Origin of the sequence: Anaerococcus porci (assembly GCF_034090325.1) — a bacterium.
GTDB classification, from domain to species: Bacteria; Bacillota; Clostridia; order Tissierellales; family Peptoniphilaceae; genus Anaerococcus; species Anaerococcus porci.
Genome location: NZ_JAXDSU010000055.1, coordinates 22,229 through 43,175 on the forward strand (window position 1 = coordinate 22,229; position 20,947 = coordinate 43,175).

The following is a 20,947-nucleotide window of genomic DNA, read 5'->3' on the forward strand; positions in this document are numbered from 1 at the left end:
AATGCATATTGTAAATTTCTATCTTTGCAATATTACACGTTTCTCTTAGATAATTTACTAACAAACTTACTTTCTCATTAAGATCAAACTATCTTAGAGAGACTTGTAATTGATTTTGCAAAGATTAATTCAATTTGCATCAACCCATCTTTTTGAATTTTTGGATTATTAAAGAAAGTACCATTCCAATTACTGCTATAACAACTATAGCCCCTCCTGGCTTTATTCCTAGATAAAAACTTGCTGATATACCTAACATCATATAAATTATTGCTATAATTATAGACTTTATAAAAGTTTCCTTATATGATTTTGATATCATAAGTGAACTTGCAACAGGTAAAACCATTAAAGATGATATCATCAAAGCTCCTACTGTTTTTGCTGAAATAGCAACCGTTATTGCAGTTAAAAATGTAAATATAGATGATACCAGTTTTGAATTAACTCCAGAAAGTCTCGCCATTAAAGGACTAATAGAATTATAAAGAAGTGGATAATAAAGGTAAAGACTAAATAATAATACTAGTAAAAAAATCACGCTTACTATAATTAAATCTTCCTTAGATACACTTGTTATTGAACCAAATAAAAATGATTCAAAACTCGTTCCACCAGGTGTAAAATCCGACATAATAGCTGCAAGTCCTATACCAAGACTCATTATAATTGCTGTTGCCATATCTCCAAAACTATTAAATTTTTTCCTTATTAACTCAATTGCAAAACTTGCTATAATACATATTAATACAGATGTAAATATAGGATTTATACCAATTATAAGTCCTAGGGCAACCCCTGCAAGTGATGAGTGAGAAAGAGCATCACCTATCATTGATGTCCTTCTATTTATCATCACAATACCAATCATAGGTATTATTATAGAAAGCATTAGTCCTACAAGTAGGGCTCTTTGCATAAATGCATAACTAAGCATCTACTATCCTTCCATTCTTAAGTCTAATTTCTCTTTTTGAAAAATCTCTTACAATATCCATCTCATGACTTATCATAAGAATTGTGATATTGTGTTTGTCATTTAAGTGTGTTAGAAGCTTTAAAAATTTTCTTTTAGATTTTTCATCAACCCCAACTGTAGGCTCATCTAAAAGAAGTACTTTTGGATCATTGACCATAGCTCTAGCTATCATAACTTTTTGAGCCTGTCCTCCTGAAAGCTTGTTAAAGGGCTCATCTATCAAATTCCCTATATTTAAAATATCGAAAATATCATCTACCTTTTCAAAGCACTTTTTACTTGGTCTATTAAAAATATTGAACTTATTATATAAGTTTAATACTACATATTCCCTGCTAGTTATGGGAAAGGACAATTTACTGGAATCATTGATTTGGGGTACATAACCAATTTTTGTATAGTCATTAAAGTCTTCTATAGCTTCTCCAAACAACTTAATCTCTCCAGATTTCTTTTTTAAATCATTTAATAGCAATTTTATTAAAGTAGATTTTCCCGATCCATTTTCACCTTGAATCGTCAAAAAATCTCCCTGATAAAGGTCAAAACTTAACCCTTTAAGGATATCTTCCTTATTATAGGAAAAATATAAGTCTTTAACTTCTACCTCTTTCATTTATTCTAGACTGCTTTCTATTAATTCGAGATTTTCTTTAAGTAATTCTTGAAGAGTTTTATTTTCTTTCAAATCTTCATCATTAGCATATTCTATAGTGTTTATAGGCTTTATATCAATAGATAATTCATCGGCAAGAGTTTTTACATTTTTATCAGAACCACCTTTTTCATAAAATACAACACTTATATTATTATCCTTAATGTAGTCTATAGCTTTTTTCATAGTATTAGCATCTGTTTCATTAGTAGATGTAATTGAAGTTAAGGCAATTTGTTCGAGATTATAATCTCTTGCAAGGTATGAGAAAGCTTCATGGTCAACTAAAATCTTTCTATTCTTCTTATTTTTTAATAAGTCACTATACTTACTGTCAATTTCTTCAAGTTCTTTTTTTATTTTTTCAAAGTTTTCTTGGTAATATTCTTTGTTAGTTGAATCTATTTCTCCTAATTTATTAGCTATATTATTAGCTTGAATTATTACATTCTTAGGAGACAACCAAATGTGTGGATCGTATAAACCATGCTCATGATGATCCCCTTCATGGTGATCATGTTTATCCTCATCTTCATGATTATCGTGTTTATCTTCATGGTGATGGTCATCTTCTTCTGATTTTATTAAATCAACACCTTTTGATGAGTCTAAAATTTCTACATCTACTGAATTTCTCACACTATCTGCCCATGATTCCAAACCTGCTCCGTTTAAGATAAGAAGCTTTGCACCTGAAAGTTTTGCCATTTCTTTTGCTGATGGTTCAAAATCATGAACTTCTGTATTAAGATTAGTAAAAGATTCTACATTATACTTATCCCCTGCAATTTGTTTTGTTAAATTATATATAGGATAAAAAGATGCATAAATAGTTTCTTTGTTTTCACTTTTATTTACTTCATTTGAATTTATTTTATCTTTCGTTTCATTTTTTGCACACCCTGTTATAAATACACAAAGCACTAACAAGATACCTAGTAATTTTCTTTTCATATAACCTCCTTCTTGCAAATCATTTGCAGTGAATATTATATTATTATTTTATTTTTTGTCAATATGGTATATTATTAAAATAGAGGTGAAAATGGTGAATATAGAAGAAATACTAAGAGACAAGAAGTTGAGAGTTACCAAAAAAAGAATATTAATTTTAGAAATTATTATTGCAAATGAAGAACCTGTTTCTGCTGAAGAAATTTTTGATATATGTAAAAAAAAGAATAAAAATCTAGATCTATCAACTATTTATAGAAATCTAAATACAATGGCTGATGAAAATCTTCTATTAAAAAATACAAATTCAGACGGTATATCATATTTTCAATTAAATGATATTAACCATAAACACTTCATAACTTGCATAAGTTGTAATAGGAGGTTTATTTTAGATAATTGTCCTATACATAATATAGAAGACGAAATAGAATCAGAAACAGGCTTTTTGATAAAAGGACACAATTTTGAATTTACAGGAATATGTCCTGATTGCCAAAAAAAGCTCAAAAAAAATTAGGCCAGATGGCCTCAGATTGTCGACAAAGAGATTGTGTAAAGCACCAACAGAAGAACTAGTCTTAACAAACCTAGACATATTTGAAGATAAGTGATGTAAAAAGTATCCTATGTGTGTAAATTCATGGCAAAACAATTGGACTTAAACTTCTAACCTACTTCAAATACCCAGAAGGAATAAGAAAATTAATACATACAACAAAGACAAAGGAAAACTTCAATAGACAACTAAGAAAAGTAACTAAAAATAAAACAATATTTCCAAATGACTGCGCACTACAAAAAAGCTTGTACCTTGCAATGGTAGATGCCTCAAGCAAATGGGCAAGTAGAATTTGTGGCTGGGATCAAATCTTATCCCAATTATCAATATTTTTTGAAGGGAGGTTTTAAAAACAGGTAAAAAAAACTATAAAATCAGCTGGAAATTTTCATGAAAATTTGACAGTTTATTCAGTTCGTATAAAATTAAAATAAGCTCCATCCTATAGGAATGGACAGAGATTGATACATAAAAAATTGTATCAACCCTTACCCTTTTATCAGGAGTCAGGTTGATACATAAAACTATTTACAGACCCGACCCTCTTATTAAAGAGTAAACTTTCTTAATTCTTTCATATTTTTTATAAGGATTTTTCCCTTATCTTCTAAATCTATGATTCCCATATCCTCAAGGTAAGATAATTTTCTAGACATGGTTTCTCTTGATATACCTGCGTATGAAGCAAGCTCTTGGCGTGTTATATTTGTATCAAGTAGAATAGTTCCATTATCTTTAACCTTTCCATAGATTCCAATTAAATCAATTAATAGCTTTGCAACTTTCATATCAGCATTTATTACAATAAGTCTATCTATGAGTTTTTCACTTTTTCTTATTCTCTTATAAGATTGGTCTATAAGTCTTCTAAGAAAAATCTTGTTGTTTATAAGTACACTAAAGTCATATTTATCAAGCTCAATTATCTTGACATCACTTGTAGCAAGACCATGATATATATAATCTTCGTTTTTCAACATGTTGTGTCCTCCAACAAATTCACCTTTGCCATAAATATATAGAATTTGTTCGCGTCCATCTGATATTAGCATGAATATTTTTATAAAACCTTCATATATTACAAACATTTTTTCTGGCTTATCTCCAGGAGAGAAAACAGTTTCTCCTTTTTTATATTCTTTTATTTTAACATCTTTAGAAAGTCTATCAAGTTCTTTTTTTGTCAAAAAATTAAATAAGTCAATTTTTCCATAATCAAGGCTCATTTTATCACTTTTGCGTTTTTTCTTTTACGCTTTCCTTTCTATACAATTCTAGCAAAGAGTTAGCGTAAGATTCAAGTGACTTAGCTTTTTTCTTATCCATTGCTTCAACACCTTTTAGTTTATAGTCTTTTCCGATTTCCTCATATTTTTTTATTCCTAGGGTGTGGTAGGGTAGAATTTCAATTTTCTCTATATTTTTACTTATTGGATGAATGAATTTAACAAAGTTTTCCATATCTTCTTTGCTATCAGTAAAGCCTGGGACCATGACATGTCTTATCCAAATAGGGGTAAAGGAGTTTTTTATATAGTCTATAAATTTCAAAAGCTTATCATTTGAAAATCCAACCATTTCCTTGAAACCTAGGATGTTATAGTGTTTTATATCTAAAAGTATAAGATCGACTTTATCTATTATTTCTTCGTAGTAATTACTATTTCCAATTCCTGATGTATCAAGACATACATGGATATTTTCTTTATGTAGACTATCTATCAATTTGATTAAGTCTTTTCCGTGAATAAGAGGTTCTCCACCTGAAATAGTTACACCGCCACCATTTTTGAAATAAGGCTTCATTCTTTTTGCTTTTTCTACAAGATAGTCTACACTTACTTCTTTACCCTTTAGTGTATTTTGGGTGTCAGGATTATGACAGTAAATACAGTGAAGAGGACAACCTTGTAAGAAAAATATAGTTCTAATTCCTGGTCCATCAACAAGTCCCATAGTCTCTATAGAATGTAATCTTAGCATATTGTCCTCTCCTTATCTTTTATTTTAATATATTTAAGCTATATCGTGGAATGTCCTTTGAAGAACTTCTCTTTTTTGCTCATTTGTTAACCTATTAAATCTTACAGCATATCCTGAAACCCTAATAGTCAAGTTTGGATATTTTTCCGGATTATTGTAAGCATCCATCAATTTTTCTCTTTGAAGGACATTTACATTTAAATGAAAGGCATCTTGTCCAAAGTAGCCATCCATTATATTTACAAGATTTTCTACTCTTTGTTTATTTTCTTTACCTAAGGCATCTGGAACTATAGTAAAAGTATTTGAAATGCCATCTTCACAAACACACTCATATGGAAGTTTAGCTACAGAATTAAGAGATGCAAGTGCACCATTTTCATCACGTCCGTGCATTGGGTTTGCACCTGGGGCAAATGGTTCACCAACTTTTCTTCCATCTGGTGTGGAACCAGTTTTTTTACCATACATTACATTTGAAGTGATTGTAAGGGCAGATAGGGTATGGTGGGCGTTTTTATATGTTGGGTGTTTTTTAAGTTCATCTGAGAAATAGGATAAAATTTCTACAGCAATATCATCAACTCTTGAATCATCATTCCCATACTTAGGGAAGTCCCCAAAAGTCTCAAAGTCAACCGCTATACCATCTTTATCTCTTATTGGCTTAACTTTAGCATATTTTATGGCTGAAAGTGAGTCAGCAGCAATTGAAAGACCCGCAACTCCACACGCCATATTTATCTTGACTTTTGTATCTAAAAGACCCATTTGTCCAGCTTCATATGCGTACTTATCATGCATGAAGTGAATAGTATTTAAAGCTTTTATATACATTTCAGCAACTTCCGCTAAAACTTTCTTGTAGTTTTTCATTACCTTATCATAGTCAAGGTAATCATCTTCAATTTTTTCTATATCATCAAATACTTTTATAAATGACCCATCCTTATTTCTCTTCTTTTCATCAATTGAACCATTTATAGAGTAGAGGAGTGATTTAGCTAGATTTGCACGTGCTCCGAAAAATTGCATTTCTTTTCCAACTTCCATAGCAGATACACAGCATGCTATAGCATAGTCATCACCATACATATTTCTCATCAAATCATCATTTTCATATTGGATTGAATCTGTATTAATTGACATTTTTGAACAGTAATTTTTCCAAGCTTTTGGTAAATCTTTTGCCCAAAGTACAGTCATATTTGGTTCAGGAGATGGACCAAGATTTGTAAGGGTGTGAAGGAAGCGGAAGGCTGTTTTTGTAACAAGACTTCTCCCATCTAGTCCAATACCACCGATTGATTCTGTAACCCAAGTTGGGTCTCCACCAAACACTTCATCATATTCAGGTGTTCTTAAGTGTCTTACAAGTCTTAGTTTAATAACAAGTTGATCTATTAATTCTTGAGCTATCTTTTCATCAATTAGTCCTTTTTTCATATCTCTTTGGATATAACAGTCTATGAATGTAGTATTTCTGCCAAGGCTCATTGCAGCACCATTATTTTCTTTAACTGCAGCAAGATATCCAAAATATAGCCATTGAACAGCCTCTTTTGCATTCTCAGCTGGTCTTCTTATATCAAAACCATACTTATCTGCCATATTGATAATTTTACCTAAAGCCCTAATTTGTTCAGAAACTTCTTCCCTAAGTCTAATGGAAGCTTCTATATCTTCTTCACTTATAGGAAGTCTATCTAAGTCTTTTATCTTTTCTTCAATTAGTCTATCCATACCATATAGAGCTACTCTTCTATAATCACCGATTATTCTACCACGTCCATAGGCATCTGGAAGACCTGTTAAAAGTCCTACTGAACGAGCCTTTCTAATTTGCTTCGTATAAGCATCAAACACACCTTGGTTGTGAGTTTTTCTGAATTCTTTAAAAGTTTTTTCTAAAGTTTTATCCATACTTTGACCATAAGCATCTAGTGCTTGTTCAACCATCCTATATCCACCATATGGATTTACAATTCTTTTAAGAGCTTCATCTGTCTGAAGACCAAATATAACTTCATTTTCTTTATCAATGTAGCCTTCGTCATATCCATCTATTGTTGCAAATCTTGTAGTATCAGCATTTCTATAATTTTCAGTGACTTCTTTTTTAATCATTTCATCAACTATATGGTGAAGTTTTTTAGTTTTTTCACTCATACCTACTAAAAAAGATTCATCACCTTCGTAGGGGGTGTAATTTTCTAGGATAAAATTACGAACATTTATTTCGTCTTTCCAAATCTGACCCTTAAAATTTTCATATGCCTTCATTGTAGCCTCCTATAATTTATGTTAATTTAAATAGTTTCTTTATTTATATGTCAATTATATAAGGAAGGGGAGAGTTAAGTCAGTGATTTAAATCACATAATAAAAATTTTTATGAATTTATAATGAATTTTAGAGAGTAATAAAAAGTAGATGAAAATTGATTTTCATCTACTTTTTTATATTATTTTTTCCTAGGATTTTCTATAGCTGCTTGTGCTGCTGCAAGTTTTGCTATAGGAACTCTAAATGGTGAACAAGATACATAGTCAAGTCCTACTCCATATAGGTATTTAACTGTAGTTGGCTCTCCACCATGTTCTCCACATATACCTAAGTGAAGGTTAGGATTTGCTTTTTTGCCCTTTTCTACTGCAGTTTCTACTAAGAAACCAACACCCTTTTGATCTAGTACTTGGAATGGGTCTTTTGCAAAGATGTCCTTATCAAGGTATAAGTCTAAGAATTTACCAGCATCATCTCTTGAAAGTCCAAATGTCATTTGTGTAAGGTCATTTGTACCAAATGAGAAGAAGTCAGTTATTTCTCCAATTTCATCAGCTGTTATGGCAGCTCTTGGGATTTCAATCATTGTACCTAGTAGATAGTCGATTTTTTTACCTTTTTCTTCAAATACTTTTTCAATTTCATCTTTTACTTCTTCTTTTACATAAGAAAGTTCTTTTGCATCAGATGAAAGTGGAATCATTATTTCTGGAACAACTTTAATTCCATCTTCATGACAATGTAAAGCAGCTTGAATTATAGCTCTTGCTTGCATTCTTGAGATTTCTGGGTATCTTACCCCAAGTCTAAGTCCTCTAAATCCAAGCATTGGGTTTACTTCTTCAAGGTCTAATATCCTTTTCTTAACTTGAGCTATTTCCATATTTAAGTCTTCAGCTAGAGTTCTTATCTCTTCTTGTCCACGTGGTAAGAATTCGTGAAGAGGTGGATCTAATAGTCTTACTGTAACTGGTCTTTCACCCATGAGTGAGTAGATTTTATAGAAGTCATCTTCTTGCATTGGAAGAATTTTATCTAGGGCTTCTTTTCTAGTTTCTTTATTGTGAGCTAGAATCATCTTTCTTACTTGGAAGATTCTATCAGCTTTAAAGAACATATGTTCTGTCCTACATAAACCAATTCCCTCTGCTCCAAATTCGAGGGCTTGTTTAGCATCATTTGGTGTATCGGCATTTGTTCTAACTTTCATATCACGATACTTATCAACCCAACCCATAAATTCACCGAAGTCACCTTCAAGTTTTGGATTTTGTGTTTCAAGCTCTCCTAGATAGATATTTCCTGTAGAACCATCTATAGAGATTATGTTTTCATCTGTCAACTCTTTACCGTCAACTAATACAACTCTTTCATCTTCTATAACTTCTATATCATGGGCACCAGATACACAACATTTTCCCATACCTCTTGCAACTACGGCAGCATGGCTTGTCATACCACCCCTTGCAGTTAGTATTCCTGTAGCTGATACCATGCCTTCTAAGTCTTCAGGGCTTGTTTCTTCACGTACAAGAATTACATCAACACCCTTAGCAGCTCTTTCCTTAGCTTCTTTTGCTGTAAAGGCAATATAACCTACAGCAGCTCCTGGACTTGCTGCAAGACCTTTTGCAATTGGGGTATTTTCATCTATTGCTTTTTGAGATAGGGTAGGGTGAAGGATTCCATCTAAGTCTTTAGGATTTACCCTAAGAATTGCTTCTTTTTCATCGAGTAGGCCTTCATGAACCATATCTACAGCAACTTTTACTGCAGCTTGAGCAGTTCTTTTACCATTTCTTGTTTGGAGTAGATATAATTTACCATCTTGTATAGTAAATTCCATATCTTGCATATCTTTGTAATGTTGTTCAAGTTTTTCGCTTGTGTCATAGAATTCTTGGTAGACATCAGGCATAGCTTCCTTTAAGGTGGCAATTTCTTTAGGTGTTCTAACTCCTGCTACTACGTCTTCACCTTGAGCATTTATTAAGTATTCACCAAATAGTTTGTTTTCACCTGTAGCTGGATTTCTTGAGAAAGCTACTCCTGTACCAGAATTATCACCCATATTACCAAATACCATTGATTGAACATTTACTGCGGTTCCCATAGAATCATCAATATCATTAAGTTTTCTATAAAGGATTGCTCTTTCGTTATTCCATGATGCAAATACTGCAGTTATTGACGCATCAAGCTGTTCTCTAGGATCTTGTGGGAAGTCTTCGCCTTTTAGAGTTTTATAAACTAACTTGTATTCTTCTACAACCTCTTTTAAATCTTCTGCTGTAAGGTCAGTATCTTCTTTTACACCATTTGCTCTTTTCTTGGCTGTAAGTACTTTTTCAAAATTATTTTTATCAATTCCCATAGCAACGTCTGCAAACATTTGTATAAATCTTCTATAAGAATCATAAGCAAATCTTTCGTTATTTGTTTTTTTGCTAAGGCCTATAACTGCATCATCATTTAAACCAAGGTTTAAGATTGTATCCATCATACCTGGCATTGAAACAGGAGCACCACTTCTTACTGATACTAATAATGGGTCTTCGGTAGAACCAAAGGTTTTCTTATTGTGTTCTTCAAGGTCTTTGATATGCCTTGTGATTTCATCTTTTAGACTGTCCCAAATCTTTTTATCTTCCTTATAAAATCTTGCACAAGCTTCTGTTGAAACTGTGAAACCATATGGTACATTGATGCCCATATTTGTCATTTCTGCTAGATTTGCGCCCTTACCACCAAGTAATGAGCGCATTGATTTGTCGCCCTCGTTAAAATTGTATACGTATTTTTCTGTCATTTTTTTCCCCTTTCGTATTCATTTAACGTATTAACTATGATATCAGAAGTTTCTTCTATTGACTTATTTGTAACATCTATAATTTTACAAGATAAGTCATCCATAATATCTTTAGCATATTTAAGTTCTTTTCTTATTTCATTAATATCTGAATACTTACTTTCACTGAAGATATTTAAACTTTTCAGTCTTTCTTCCCTAAGACTTTTTAACCTATTCTCATCTATAGTGAGACCAAAAATCTTATTTGAATCTATTTCAAATAATTCTCTAGGTAGGCTTGCCTTTAATAGTATAGGTATATTACATACCTTAAGACCCTTACTAGCAAGATAGATAGATAGGGGGGTCTTAGATGACCTAGAAACTCCAATAATAGCTATATCACAAGCTTTTAGTGATCTAAAATCCTTACCATCATCATATTTTATGGCAAAGTCAAAAGCATTCATAGTCTTAAAGTGAATGCTCTCATAAAGACTTTGGCTAGAGTACCTATTTTTAGGTTTTAGTTTGAGTTTTTTTGATAAATTCCTTATAGAATATCCAGTAATGTCTACATATGATATATTATTTAGCTCACAAAAGTTATTGATATACACATTCATCTGTGAATCTTGAAATGAGTGGTAGATGAAAAAGTTTTCATTAGTCTTTCTTATAAATTCTAAGTTATCTTTCAAAGAATCAATATCTCTTATATCAGGATATATATTTATAATAGTATCAACATCAAATTGACTAAGAGAAACTTTTACAATTTGCTCAGTTGCATATCCGCTAGTATCTGAAAGAATATTTATACTTAGCTTCATTAAGCTACCACCTCCTTACATTAGATTCTAATATAATTATAGCATTTTTTTATAAAAATCCAAGCATAATAATCGTTTTCTATTTTTATATATTTATACAAGCTTATATTTAAAGGCTTTTATTTTATCTTTTCCTTTTATTCGATATTTATGGTATTTTTTCTATTTATTCATAGAAAAGTATAAAAAAAGGAATAATATAAGAATATTGACATTTTTTTAAAGTAAAATATAATGATTAAAGAATTAAATACTAAACTTTGACAAAAAGGAGTAGTAGGTGGATCTTTATAGAGAGAAGACGGTTGGTGGAAGTCTTTAAGAAAAACCTATGAAGGTTAGTTTGAAATAGTTTAATTGTAGCATGCATATATGCAAATAAGAGCCTTTTATAAAAGGAATATAGGTGGTAACGCGATAATCTCGTCCTAGAGAATGTGTTACCATTTTTTAATTTATTTTAGTTAGGAGATTTTATGCAAACAAAGTACGAACCTAAAGATTTTGAGAAAGATATTTATAAAAAATGGGAAGAGGGTGGCTATTTTAAGTCAAAAGTTAATAAGGATAAAAAACCATTTACTATAGTTATGCCACCACCAAATATAACTGGAAAACTTCATCTAGGTCATGCCTTAAATAATACTATTCAAGACATTATAATCAGATATAAGAGAATGCAAGGTTTTGAAGCTTGTTGGATACCGGGAACAGATCATGCCTCAATTTCAACTGAGGCTAAGGTTGTTGAAAAAATAAGAAATGAAGGAAAGAGCAAGGATGAGCTTGGTCGTGATGAGTTTTTAAAAGAATGTTGGGATTGGACCGAAGAATATGGTGGAACCATAAAAAAACAATTAAGAACGATAGGAGTTTCTTGCGATTGGGATAGGGATTCCTTTACTATGGATAAAAATCTTACAAAAGCTGTAAGACATGTCTTTAAAAAGATGTATGATGAAGGTCTAATCTATAGGGGAAATAGGATTGTAAACTGGGACCCTGAAGCAAAAACTGCTTTATCAGATGCAGAAGTATATCATAAGGATCAAGAGGGACACTTATGGTATATAAAATATTTCTTTGAAAATAGTGATGATTATATAACCATAGCTACAACAAGGCCTGAAACCATGTTTGGAGATTTGGCAGTAGCAGTTAATCCAGAAGATGAGAGATTTAAGGATAAAATTGGGAAAAACTTAATACTTCCTCTTGTAGGAAGAAAGATTCCCTTAATTGAAGATTCCTATGTAGATATGGAATTTGGTACAGGTTGTGTAAAAATCACTCCATCCCATGATCCTAACGACTTTGAAGTTGGAAAAAGACATAAGTTGGGACAATGTGTAGTTATAGATGAGGCTGCCCACATTAAAGAAGGCTATGGTAAATATTCAGGTCTTGATAGGTATAAGGCAAGAGAGCTAATAATAGAAGATTTAGAAAAAGAAAATCTTTTAATTAAGACTGAAACTATAGAGCATGCTGTAGGTTATAGTGAAAGGACAAAGGTTGTTATAGAACCATTGATTTCTAAACAATGGTTTGTTAAGATGGAAGATCTTGCCAAAAAAGCAATAGAAGTCTATAAAAATGGTGAATTAAATTTAATTCCAGAATCTATAGGAAAGACCTATATGAATTGGCTTTTAAATATTAGAGATTGGTGTATATCTAGACAATTATGGTGGGGCCATAGACTCCCAGTTTTCTATACTGAAGATGGAGAGATTATTGTGTCTGAAGATGATCCAGATGAAAATGGAATGCTAGAAGGTAAGAAGGTTACCCAAGAAGAAGATACCCTCGATACTTGGTTTTCATCAGCTCTTTGGCCTTTTGCAACCTTAGGTTGGCCTGATGAAACAGAAGATTATAAATACTACTTCCCAACAGATATTCTTGTTACTGGCTATGATATAATCTTTTTCTGGGTTATAAGAATGGTATTTTCTTCTCTTTATAATACAGATAAGATTCCGTTTGACCATGTTTTATTCACAGGTCTTATAAGAGATCCTCAAGGTAGAAAGATGTCAAAATCCCTTGGAAATGGAGTTGATCCAATTGATGTAGTAAATAACTATGGCGCAGATGCCCTAAGGTTTACAATAATAACTGGGAATTCTCCAGGAAATGATATGCGTTATGATGAAAAAAGAATTATTGCAAGTAGAAACTTTGCAAATAAACTTTGGAATGCAACAAGATTTGTTTTAATGAATATAGATGAGTCTGACGATGTAGAATTTAAAGATTTTGACCTAAGTCTTGAGGATAAGTGGATACTTAAAAGATTAAATAATGTTATAGAAGAGGTATCTAAAAACCTAGATAAGTATGAAATTGGTCTTGCTGCAAGTAGGATTGAAGACTTTATATGGGAAGAGTTTTGTGATTGGTATATAGAATTTGCCAAGGAAAGACTAAACTCAGAAGATGATAAGGCTAAGTCCACAGTTAAAAAAGTTTTAGTATATGTTCTAAAAGATATGATAGCCCTTCTTCATCCTTTTATGCCATTTATAACAGAAGAAATCTACAAGCAATTGCCAAATAAAAAGGATATGCTTATAGTTGAAGATTGGCCAAAGGCTAGTGATGACTTTAACTTTGATAATGAAGCAAGAATTGTAGATGGAGCAATTGAAGCTATAAAATCAATAAGAAATCAAAGACAAACTTTAAATCTTGGTTCAAAAACTAGACAAGATCTTGTAATATATTCATCTGATGAGAAAACAAGAAGTTTCTTAGATGATTTAAAGGGTCAATTTATTAATCTTTCTAAGTCTGGTGAAATATCTATAATAGCTGAAGATAAGGAAGTAGAAGATGCAGTAAATCTTATCTTTAATGACTTTAAAATATATATTCCTTTAGAAAATCTTATAGACTATGATAAGGAAAGAAAAAGACTAAGAGATGAGATTAAAAATATTGAATCTGAAATAAAAAGAGCAGAAGGAAAATTAAACAACCAAGGTTTTGTATCAAAAGCACCAGAAAAAGTAGTAAATGAAGAACGCGAAAAGCTTGAAAAATATCAAGACCTTTTAGAAAAAACAAAAGAGTCTTATAAGGAAATTGAATATAAGTAATGTATAAAGATTTTGCCTATATATATGATAAACTATCTTTTGATTTGGAATATGAAAAGTATAGCCAAAATATAAAAAGACTATGTGATGAATATAAGATAAAAAAAGTTAAGATGTTGGAGTTAGCATGCGGCACTGGTATGCTAACCCAATACTTTTTTGATGATTTTGACCATATAGATGCCCTTGACTTATCTCAGTCTATGCTTGAGGTTTTTTCTAAAAAACATCAAGAAGATAATGTAAGCTTATATAATTACAATATGGTAGATTTTTTAAATGAAAATTCGTATGATTTAATAGTAATCCTTCTTGATTCTATAAACTATGTTACTGATGAAGATGAGTTGAGAAAATTATTTAAAAATTCTTATAAGAATTTAAAAGAAGGTGGACTTTTAGTCTTTGATATAAATTCAGCCTATAAAATGGATCAAGTTTTCGGGTCGAACTCGTTTGTATATGAATATGAAGATATATTCTACACTCGGGATAATATAAAAGAAGGCGACATAATTGATATGGAACTTAATTTTTTTATAAAAAATAATGATGGTTCATACAAAAGAATTGTAGAAAATCAAATAGAAAGATACTATTCAATAGATTTTATGAAAGCCTTACTTAAAAACAATAACTTCACTGATATAAAAATATTAGATGAGGACACATTTGCCCAAGTCAAGGATTATAGCTTAAGGATTTTATTTTCTGCTAGAAAGGATAAAAATGAAAGAAGGTAGGGTTAAATTTTTTGACAATAAAAGAGGATATGGTTTTATTGAAACAGATGGTGGAGAAGATTATTTCTTTCATTATTCTGAAATTATATCTGATGAGTCTTACAGGACTATAAAGAAAGATACTAAGGTTGAGTTTGAGACAAAAGATTTTGGTAGGGGAAATACTGCCTTTAATGTAAGGGAGATTGGAAGATGAAATATATAATTGTTTTATTATTTTTTATCCTTCTACCTCAAATCTTTTATGCCTTTAAGTATAAAAATTATAAAGATTTAAAAAATGGATCTAGGTTTTTTATAAAAGAGGAAAAAAACCTTAAGGATAGGAAAAAAATAATTTTAACTAATAGCGATGGATTCGATTTATATGTAAATTTATTTGATTTAGAAAAGCCCAAAGCTGTAGTTCAGATAATCCATGGAATGCTAGAACATTCTTTAAATTATTTAGAATTTGCAAAATACCTAAATGATAAGGGATATGCTGTAGTTATAGCTGATAACAGGGGACATGGGAAAAGTATTTCAGAAAATCATCCTTCAGGCTTTATAAGAGACTATCATGAGCTTATAGATGACCAGGTAATTGTAAATAAGTATATAAGGATGCTTCATAAGGACAAAAAAATTTATATGCTTGGTCATTCCATGGGTTCCTTAATTGCAAGAAATTATTTGAAAGAGAATGATCAAACTATAGATAAATTAGTTCTTACAGGAACTGTTTCTTATATTCCAATAGCTAGTATAGGTGTATTTTTGGGAAATATAATCTCTTTTTATCTAGGAGAGAAAAGAAGGTCAAAGCTTTTAGATAAACTATCAGGAATCACTTCAAAAGATTCATCTTGGATATCTTATAATAAAGAAAATATAAGGATAAAGGAAAATGATCCAATGAGGCTTAATGGATTTCTTGCAAAAAGTAATGTTTCTTTGTTTTCCCTTGTAAAAGGACTAAATGAAAAGAAAAAATATAAACTTAGAAATAAGAACCTCCAAATCCTTTCTTTAAATGGAATAGATGATGATGTGACAGGAGGAGAAGAAGGAATAAAAAGAAGCCTTGGTATTTTAAAATCATTAGGATATGAAAATATAGACTATAAAATATATGACAAAATGAAGCATGAAGTTTTAAATGAAGAAAATAACATAGATGTTTTTGATGATATAAATAAGTTTTTTAACATTGAATAAGTCTTAATTTTTATAATGATGAAATTATAAAGATAGAATATAGTCTTTAAAATCATTAGTTTATAAAAATAAAGTATGTGTTTGGATAAAATCAAATAAAACAGAAGAAAATTAAGCATATAAGCTTTTTAAAATATTATATTTAATATTAAAATCTTTGGGTAATTATATAATAAGAAAGAGAGGGGATATTATGAAGATATTAGTAACAGGATTTGATCCTTTTGGTGGAGAAACTACTAATCCTGCTATTGAGTCGGTTAAAAGAATTGATGAAAATATAGAGGGTGTAGAAGTTATAAAACTTGAAATACCAACAGTATTTCACAAATCAGCAGATGTGCTTGAAGAAAAATTAAAAGAAGTTAAACCAGATGTTATTCTTTGTGTAGGTCAAGCTGGTGGAAGGTACGATTTAACTGTTGAAAGAGTAGCTATAAACCAAGATGATGCAAGAATAGAAGATAATGAAGGAAATCAACCTATAGATGTCAAAATTAGAGAAGATGGTAAAAATGCTTACTTTGCATCAATTCCTATAAAGGCTATGGTTGAAGAAATTAAAAAAGAAAATATTCCAGCCTCTATTTCAAATAGCGCTGGGACCTTTGTTTGTAACCATATAATGTATCAAGCACTTTACTTGGCTGAAAAATATGGAAATATTAAAGCGGGGTTCATCCACGTACCATTTTTACCAAATCAAGTTTTAGATAAGCCAAATACAGCTTCTATGAACCTTGATGATATAGTTAAGGGACTAAATGCTGCGATTAGAGCTATAGTAAATCATGATGGTGATGACTTAGAAGTTACTGGTGGACAAATAGCATAGTTTTAGTTTGCTGCTATAAGGCTTTAGCTTTATAGCAGTTTTCTATATTTGATTTTTATGCTATATTTGTAAAAAAGGAGGATACGTGAAGTTAATTATAGAAGGCTTATCCAAATCATTTGGCAAAAAGGAGGTTTTAGAAAATGTAGATTATGTATTTGAAGAAGGTATAGTCTATGCACTTCTAGGAAGAAATGGCTCAGGTAAGACAACGCTTTTTTCTCTTATAAGTGAACAGATAAAAAAAGACGAAGGAAAAGTTTTCTTAGAAGAGGATGGGGTGAAAAATGAGATAAACTTCAAAGATGTATTTTTCATGGTGGCAGAACCAAATCTTCCCAAATTTCTTACAGGAAGAGAGTTCATTAAGTTTTTTATAGAAGCCAATAAGGATAGGATAAAGGATAAAAAACCTATAGAAGATTATTTTAAGATCGTAGATTTTGATATAAATGATATAGATATACTTATCCAAGGTTATTCGACTGGAATGAAAAATAAACTTCAAATGCTTATGTTTTTAATACTCAGGCCAAAGGTTATTCTTATGGATGAACCGCTTACAAGCCTTGATGTAGTAGTTCAATTTGAGACGAAAAAGATTATAAGAAAAATCCATAAAGAGCATATAATAATTTTTTCAACTCATATCCTACAACTTGCCAAAGATATTTGTGATAACATAGTTCTACTACATAATAAAAATCTTCAAAAGGTTGACGAATCTATCAAAAATGATAAAGACTTTGAAGATAAGATAATTACTCTTTTAACTACATCTGATGATAGTATAAAAGTGCTAGATAAAAACTTTAAAGATTTGGAGGATGAGTATGAATCATTATCTTAGTTTATTTTTAACAAGTGAAAGGATTAAGGTAAGTGAGGTCTTCAATGGCCTTATCTATGGGATTAGAAAAATCCCATTGATGGGTAAATACTTAGGTGATAAGTATTATTTTTATGATTTCAAACAGATAATGCATACCTTTATACCGATTTTTTCAATTATTTGGCAAATTATAAAATCTTTTTTAAGTTTTATTTTTGTAATAGCTGTAAGTGGTGTTTGGGTAAAACTTATAGGTGATATTGGAAGTGATTTAGGAATATCTATTTTAAGTTCTTTTCCTAAAAGTGGTAAAGAACTCCTTTTTACTTGTCTTCCCTTTGTCGTATATATTGCCTTTAATCTTTTAGGAAACAATATCTTAGATAATGGTTATAAGTTTAATGATTTAAGTAAAAATTTTAATTATTATCCTAAGGACTTGGCTATGATTTTTACATTTTTTGAGCCATTTTTATGCTTTATAGGTAGAAGTCTTGCCTTTTGTATAGTATCCTTATTACTTGCAGGTATTAATCCAGTCTATACTTTTTTATACAGCTTAGGTCTTTACTTTTTTATCATAAATATGACAGCCTTTTGGACAAGGATAAATGGAGATAGAAAAGAAGAATTTATTAAAAATCCTTTTGTAAAAATTATTTTGGTTTTATTTTTTGTTTTTCTTATATCATTTCTTACTCTTTTAATAAGAGTTGATATAAAAGTATTAAGCTTTGTTTTTTTGCTTTTAAATTTATTTGGAATATACTTTTCAATAAGTTTTTTAAAGAATTTTAGAGCTTATGATAATATGATAGAAAAGGCTGTAAATTCTTATAGTGAGCAAATGAAAAAGGCAGAGAATACAAATAAAAGTTTAGTTGAGCTTAAAGATAAAGATATAAGGGTAAATAAAAAAATAAATGTAGAGGGATTTGAGTATTTAAATAGACTATTTTTCTTAAGACATAGGAGAATTTTATATAAACCAACTCTTATAATGACAGGTATTTTTATACTGGTTGGTTTTGGATGTTTTTGGATTTTATCAAGACTTAAAGTAAGCTCAGATGAGGTATATAAAATCTTGATATATGCTATACCAATAATATCCTATATACTTTTTAAGCAAGATAAGATTCTTATAGCTTTTTATAAAAATTGCGATTCATCACTTTTGTATTATGGTTTTTATAGGGAAGATAAGAAGTTATTAAAAATGTTTTGGTTAAGATTTAGGGATATATTTAAGATTATGCTTATTCCAATTATTGCTATGACCTTGATTTATATGTTTTTTTTCCTTAAATTTATAGATGGGGATATAGTTAATTTTATTCTTCCTATAGTTTATATAATATTAAATGGGATATTTTTTACTGTTTTACCTTTATTTCAATATTATTTATTTCAACCCTTTGATAAGGAAGGCAATCAAAAATCAATCCTAGTTGTGTTAATGAATTTAGGAATATATTATATGTTTATCTTTGCATTTCCATCATTAATGGTTTACTTGGGGGAAATTAAATTTATGTTGGCAATGTCGGTATTTATTTTTTTATTTGCCTTACTTGCTAGCTTTTTAATATATAAGTTTTCATCAAAAACATTTAAAATCAAAAATTAAAAAAGAGCTGTTAGACAACTTAACAGCTCTAGAATTTTATTTATTTTCTTTTAAGTATCTTTTTCTATCTATTCATAATAGAATCAGGTATCATTTTACTAGTCACATAAATTAAAAATGGCAAAACAATAGCATCATCTAATATTCCTAAAAATGGAATGGTATCAGCAATTAAATCAGCAGGCATAATAGCATAAGCTATTGCAAAAAGTCCCAAAAACTTTGCTAGCTTTGGTGTATTTTTATCCCTCATAGCTCTAAAGTATACTGGAATAAAAGTTGATATCTTTGAAAAATTATTTTTGAGCATATAATCCCTTTTCTTTCTTTTATAAATATATTTAATTTCTAACTTAATTATACTTTGATTTTTCTTTTTGTAAATTAAAAATCTTAAAGCTTGATTTTAATTGTTGATTTAAATAACTATATTATGCAAAATGATTTTTTCAAGTTATAATAGTATAAAAGGAGAAAAAATGACTTTACAAGTAATAAATAAAGATATTTTAAAATTGAATGTAGATGCTATTGTAAATGCAGCAAATATAGATCTTTTAGAAGGTGGAGGAATTTGTGGACAAATTTTTAGAGCTGCAGGAAGAAAAGACTTAAAAAAAGCTTGTGATAAGCTTTCACCTATAAAAACGGGGCAAGCTGTTATTACAGATGGGTTTAATTTAAAACAAAAATATATAATCCATACTGCTGGTCCAATATATAATGAAATTTATAAGGAAGTGTGTAGGAAACTTTTAGAAGATTCTTATATGAACTCCTTAAAGCTTGCCAAAGAAAATAATATTAAATCAATTGCTTTTCCTCTTATTTCAACTGGAATCTATGCATATCCTTTAAATGAAGCCTTTATGATAGCAAGGAATACTATAGAAGAATTTCTTCATGATAATGAAATGGAAGTTTATCTTTCGATTCTTGGCAATAGCTTAATTAATTTAATAATGTCTTAATCATAGAATTCTTTCAGTAAAAATATTAATAATATCTAAAGCATAAGAGCTGATTTCTAATTAGAGTAATTAAAATTAAGCCAGATATGTAGACTTATAGCAATATTACTAAAGATTGCTAAATACAGAAAAAGTTTTTGTAAAACACTTTTTGATTAGAAAATTGATACATTATTTATGGATAATTAATACTCTATAAGGCTGAAGTATATAGATAATATATCAAACTAATCTAATATTAATTGATATAGGGCTAAAAATCATAGAATTAATGATATAGTCAGTAAGATATTTGATTAAGTGAGAGTTGAAATATGATTAAAATAGAAAAAATTAAGTGATAATTAGAGACTGTGTAAAGTTTTGTGTATAGAAACCTCCTGATTAGGGTAAAGAAAAACTAACCAGGAGGAATTTTTATGCCAAGAAAAAGACCAGAAACAAGAATAAGTAAAATAGCAAAAATGTTAATTGAAGAATATCAGCCTCAAAGTGCACAAGATATTCAAGAAGCACTAAAAGATCTTTTAGGCGATACAATGCAAGAGCTTTTAAAAGCAGAATTAGATGAGCATTTAGACTATGAATA

19 protein-coding genes and 1 pseudogene are annotated in these 20,947 nt (G+C 29.9%); 11 read left to right on the forward strand and 9 right to left on the reverse strand.

Annotation, left to right across the window (positions count from 1 at the left end; translation table 11 throughout):
- Window positions 1-139: 139 nt before the first annotated feature.
- Genes SOR60_RS05350 through SOR60_RS05360 form a run of 3 tightly spaced genes read right to left on the reverse strand, consistent with a single transcriptional unit; the run spans window position 140 to window position 2,588 of the window.
- A complete protein-coding gene (locus tag SOR60_RS05350; RefSeq protein WP_154539271.1) occupies window positions 140-937 on the reverse strand; it encodes a metal ABC transporter permease in 798 nt (265 codons plus the stop codon).
- Window positions 930-1,595, reverse strand: a complete 666-nt coding sequence (locus SOR60_RS05355) for a metal ABC transporter ATP-binding protein (RefSeq protein WP_154539273.1) — start codon at window positions 1,593-1,595, stop codon at window positions 930-932. The genes SOR60_RS05350 and SOR60_RS05355 overlap by 8 nt, the downstream gene beginning before the upstream one ends.
- Window positions 1,596-2,588, reverse strand: a complete 993-nt coding sequence (locus SOR60_RS05360; protein ID WP_320595426.1) for a metal ABC transporter substrate-binding protein — start codon at window positions 2,586-2,588, stop codon at window positions 1,596-1,598.
- Between the two features lie 91 nt (window positions 2,589-2,679).
- On the opposite strand from SOR60_RS05360, the gene SOR60_RS05365 reads away from it, so the two are divergent.
- Window positions 2,680-3,108, forward strand: a complete 429-nt coding sequence (locus tag SOR60_RS05365; RefSeq protein WP_154539277.1) for a Fur family transcriptional regulator — start codon at window positions 2,680-2,682, stop codon at window positions 3,106-3,108.
- 188 nt (window positions 3,109-3,296) lie between these two features.
- Complete coding sequence (locus SOR60_RS05370; RefSeq protein WP_320595436.1) at window positions 3,297-3,500, forward strand: transposase; 204 nt, start codon at window positions 3,297-3,299, stop codon at window positions 3,498-3,500.
- A gap of 198 nt (window positions 3,501-3,698) precedes the next feature.
- Here SOR60_RS05370 and SOR60_RS05375 read toward each other — a convergent pair whose 3' ends face one another.
- The 5 genes from SOR60_RS05375 to SOR60_RS05395 all read right to left on the reverse strand — a co-directional run bounded on the left by SOR60_RS05375 (window position 3,699) and on the right by SOR60_RS05395 (window position 11,043).
- A complete protein-coding gene (locus tag SOR60_RS05375) occupies window positions 3,699-4,376 on the reverse strand; it encodes a Crp/Fnr family transcriptional regulator (protein WP_320595427.1) in 678 nt (225 codons plus the stop codon).
- Window positions 4,377-4,380: 4 nt separating this feature from the next.
- Window positions 4,381-5,133 (reverse strand): pyruvate formate-lyase-activating protein, encoded by a 753-nt coding sequence (pflA, locus tag SOR60_RS05380; protein WP_320595428.1) that lies wholly within the window; start codon window positions 5,131-5,133, stop codon window positions 4,381-4,383.
- 33 nt (window positions 5,134-5,166) lie between these two features.
- Window positions 5,167-7,416 carry a formate C-acetyltransferase gene (pflB, locus tag SOR60_RS05385; protein WP_320595429.1) on the reverse strand — a complete coding sequence of 750 codons (2,250 nt, stop codon included), beginning with the start codon at window positions 7,414-7,416 and terminating at the stop codon, window positions 5,167-5,169.
- 181 nt (window positions 7,417-7,597) lie between these two features.
- Window positions 7,598-10,228, reverse strand: coding sequence for a pyruvate, phosphate dikinase (gene ppdK, locus SOR60_RS05390; RefSeq protein ID WP_320595430.1), 2,631 nt, complete (start codon window positions 10,226-10,228; stop codon window positions 7,598-7,600).
- Window positions 10,225-11,043 carry a pyruvate, water dikinase regulatory protein gene (locus SOR60_RS05395; RefSeq protein ID WP_154541178.1) on the reverse strand — a complete coding sequence of 273 codons (819 nt, stop codon included), beginning with the start codon at window positions 11,041-11,043 and terminating at the stop codon, window positions 10,225-10,227. The genes ppdK and SOR60_RS05395 overlap by 4 nt, the downstream gene beginning before the upstream one ends.
- A gap of 476 nt (window positions 11,044-11,519) precedes the next feature.
- Here SOR60_RS05395 and SOR60_RS05400 point away from each other — a divergent pair, with 476 nt between their 5' ends.
- From SOR60_RS05400 to SOR60_RS05430, 7 genes are all read left to right on the forward strand, one after another.
- The gene (locus tag SOR60_RS05400) at window positions 11,520-14,147 is read left to right on the forward strand and encodes a valine--tRNA ligase (RefSeq protein ID WP_320595431.1); all 2,628 of its coding nucleotides are present in this window, start codon (window positions 11,520-11,522) and stop codon (window positions 14,145-14,147) included.
- Complete coding sequence (locus tag SOR60_RS05405; RefSeq protein WP_154541174.1) at window positions 14,147-14,890, forward strand: class I SAM-dependent DNA methyltransferase; 744 nt, start codon at window positions 14,147-14,149, stop codon at window positions 14,888-14,890. The genes SOR60_RS05400 and SOR60_RS05405 overlap by 1 nt, the downstream gene beginning before the upstream one ends.
- Entirely contained in the window at window positions 14,877-15,086 is a 210-nt protein-coding gene (locus tag SOR60_RS05410; RefSeq protein WP_320595432.1) for a cold-shock protein, read from the forward strand. Before SOR60_RS05405 ends, SOR60_RS05410 begins: the two co-directional genes overlap by 14 nt.
- Entirely contained in the window at window positions 15,083-16,090 is a 1,008-nt protein-coding gene (locus SOR60_RS05415; protein ID WP_320595433.1) for an alpha/beta hydrolase, read from the forward strand. Before SOR60_RS05410 ends, SOR60_RS05415 begins: the two co-directional genes overlap by 4 nt.
- A 193-nt stretch (window positions 16,091-16,283) precedes the next feature.
- Window positions 16,284-16,925 carry a pyroglutamyl-peptidase I gene (pcp, locus tag SOR60_RS05420; RefSeq protein WP_154541168.1) on the forward strand — a complete coding sequence of 214 codons (642 nt, stop codon included), beginning with the start codon at window positions 16,284-16,286 and terminating at the stop codon, window positions 16,923-16,925.
- A gap of 85 nt (window positions 16,926-17,010) precedes the next feature.
- Window positions 17,011-17,775, forward strand: coding sequence for an ABC transporter ATP-binding protein (locus tag SOR60_RS05425; protein ID WP_320595434.1), 765 nt, complete (start codon window positions 17,011-17,013; stop codon window positions 17,773-17,775).
- Entirely contained in the window at window positions 17,759-19,387 is a 1,629-nt protein-coding gene (locus tag SOR60_RS05430; protein ID WP_320595435.1) for a hypothetical protein, read from the forward strand. Before SOR60_RS05425 ends, SOR60_RS05430 begins: the two co-directional genes overlap by 17 nt.
- A 64-nt stretch (window positions 19,388-19,451) precedes the next feature.
- Here SOR60_RS05430 and SOR60_RS05435 read toward each other — a convergent pair whose 3' ends face one another.
- Window positions 19,452-19,697, reverse strand: a complete 246-nt coding sequence (locus tag SOR60_RS05435) for a YkvA family protein (RefSeq protein WP_154541162.1) — start codon at window positions 19,695-19,697, stop codon at window positions 19,452-19,454.
- 169 nt (window positions 19,698-19,866) lie between these two features.
- On the opposite strand from SOR60_RS05435, the gene SOR60_RS05440 reads away from it, so the two are divergent.
- Window positions 19,867-20,358, forward strand: coding sequence for a macro domain-containing protein (locus tag SOR60_RS05440; protein WP_154541160.1), 492 nt, complete (start codon window positions 19,867-19,869; stop codon window positions 20,356-20,358).
- A 419-nt stretch (window positions 20,359-20,777) separates the two neighbouring features.
- Window positions 20,778-20,947 (forward strand): annotated as a pseudogene (locus tag SOR60_RS05445) (IS256 family transposase); the annotation flags it as partial.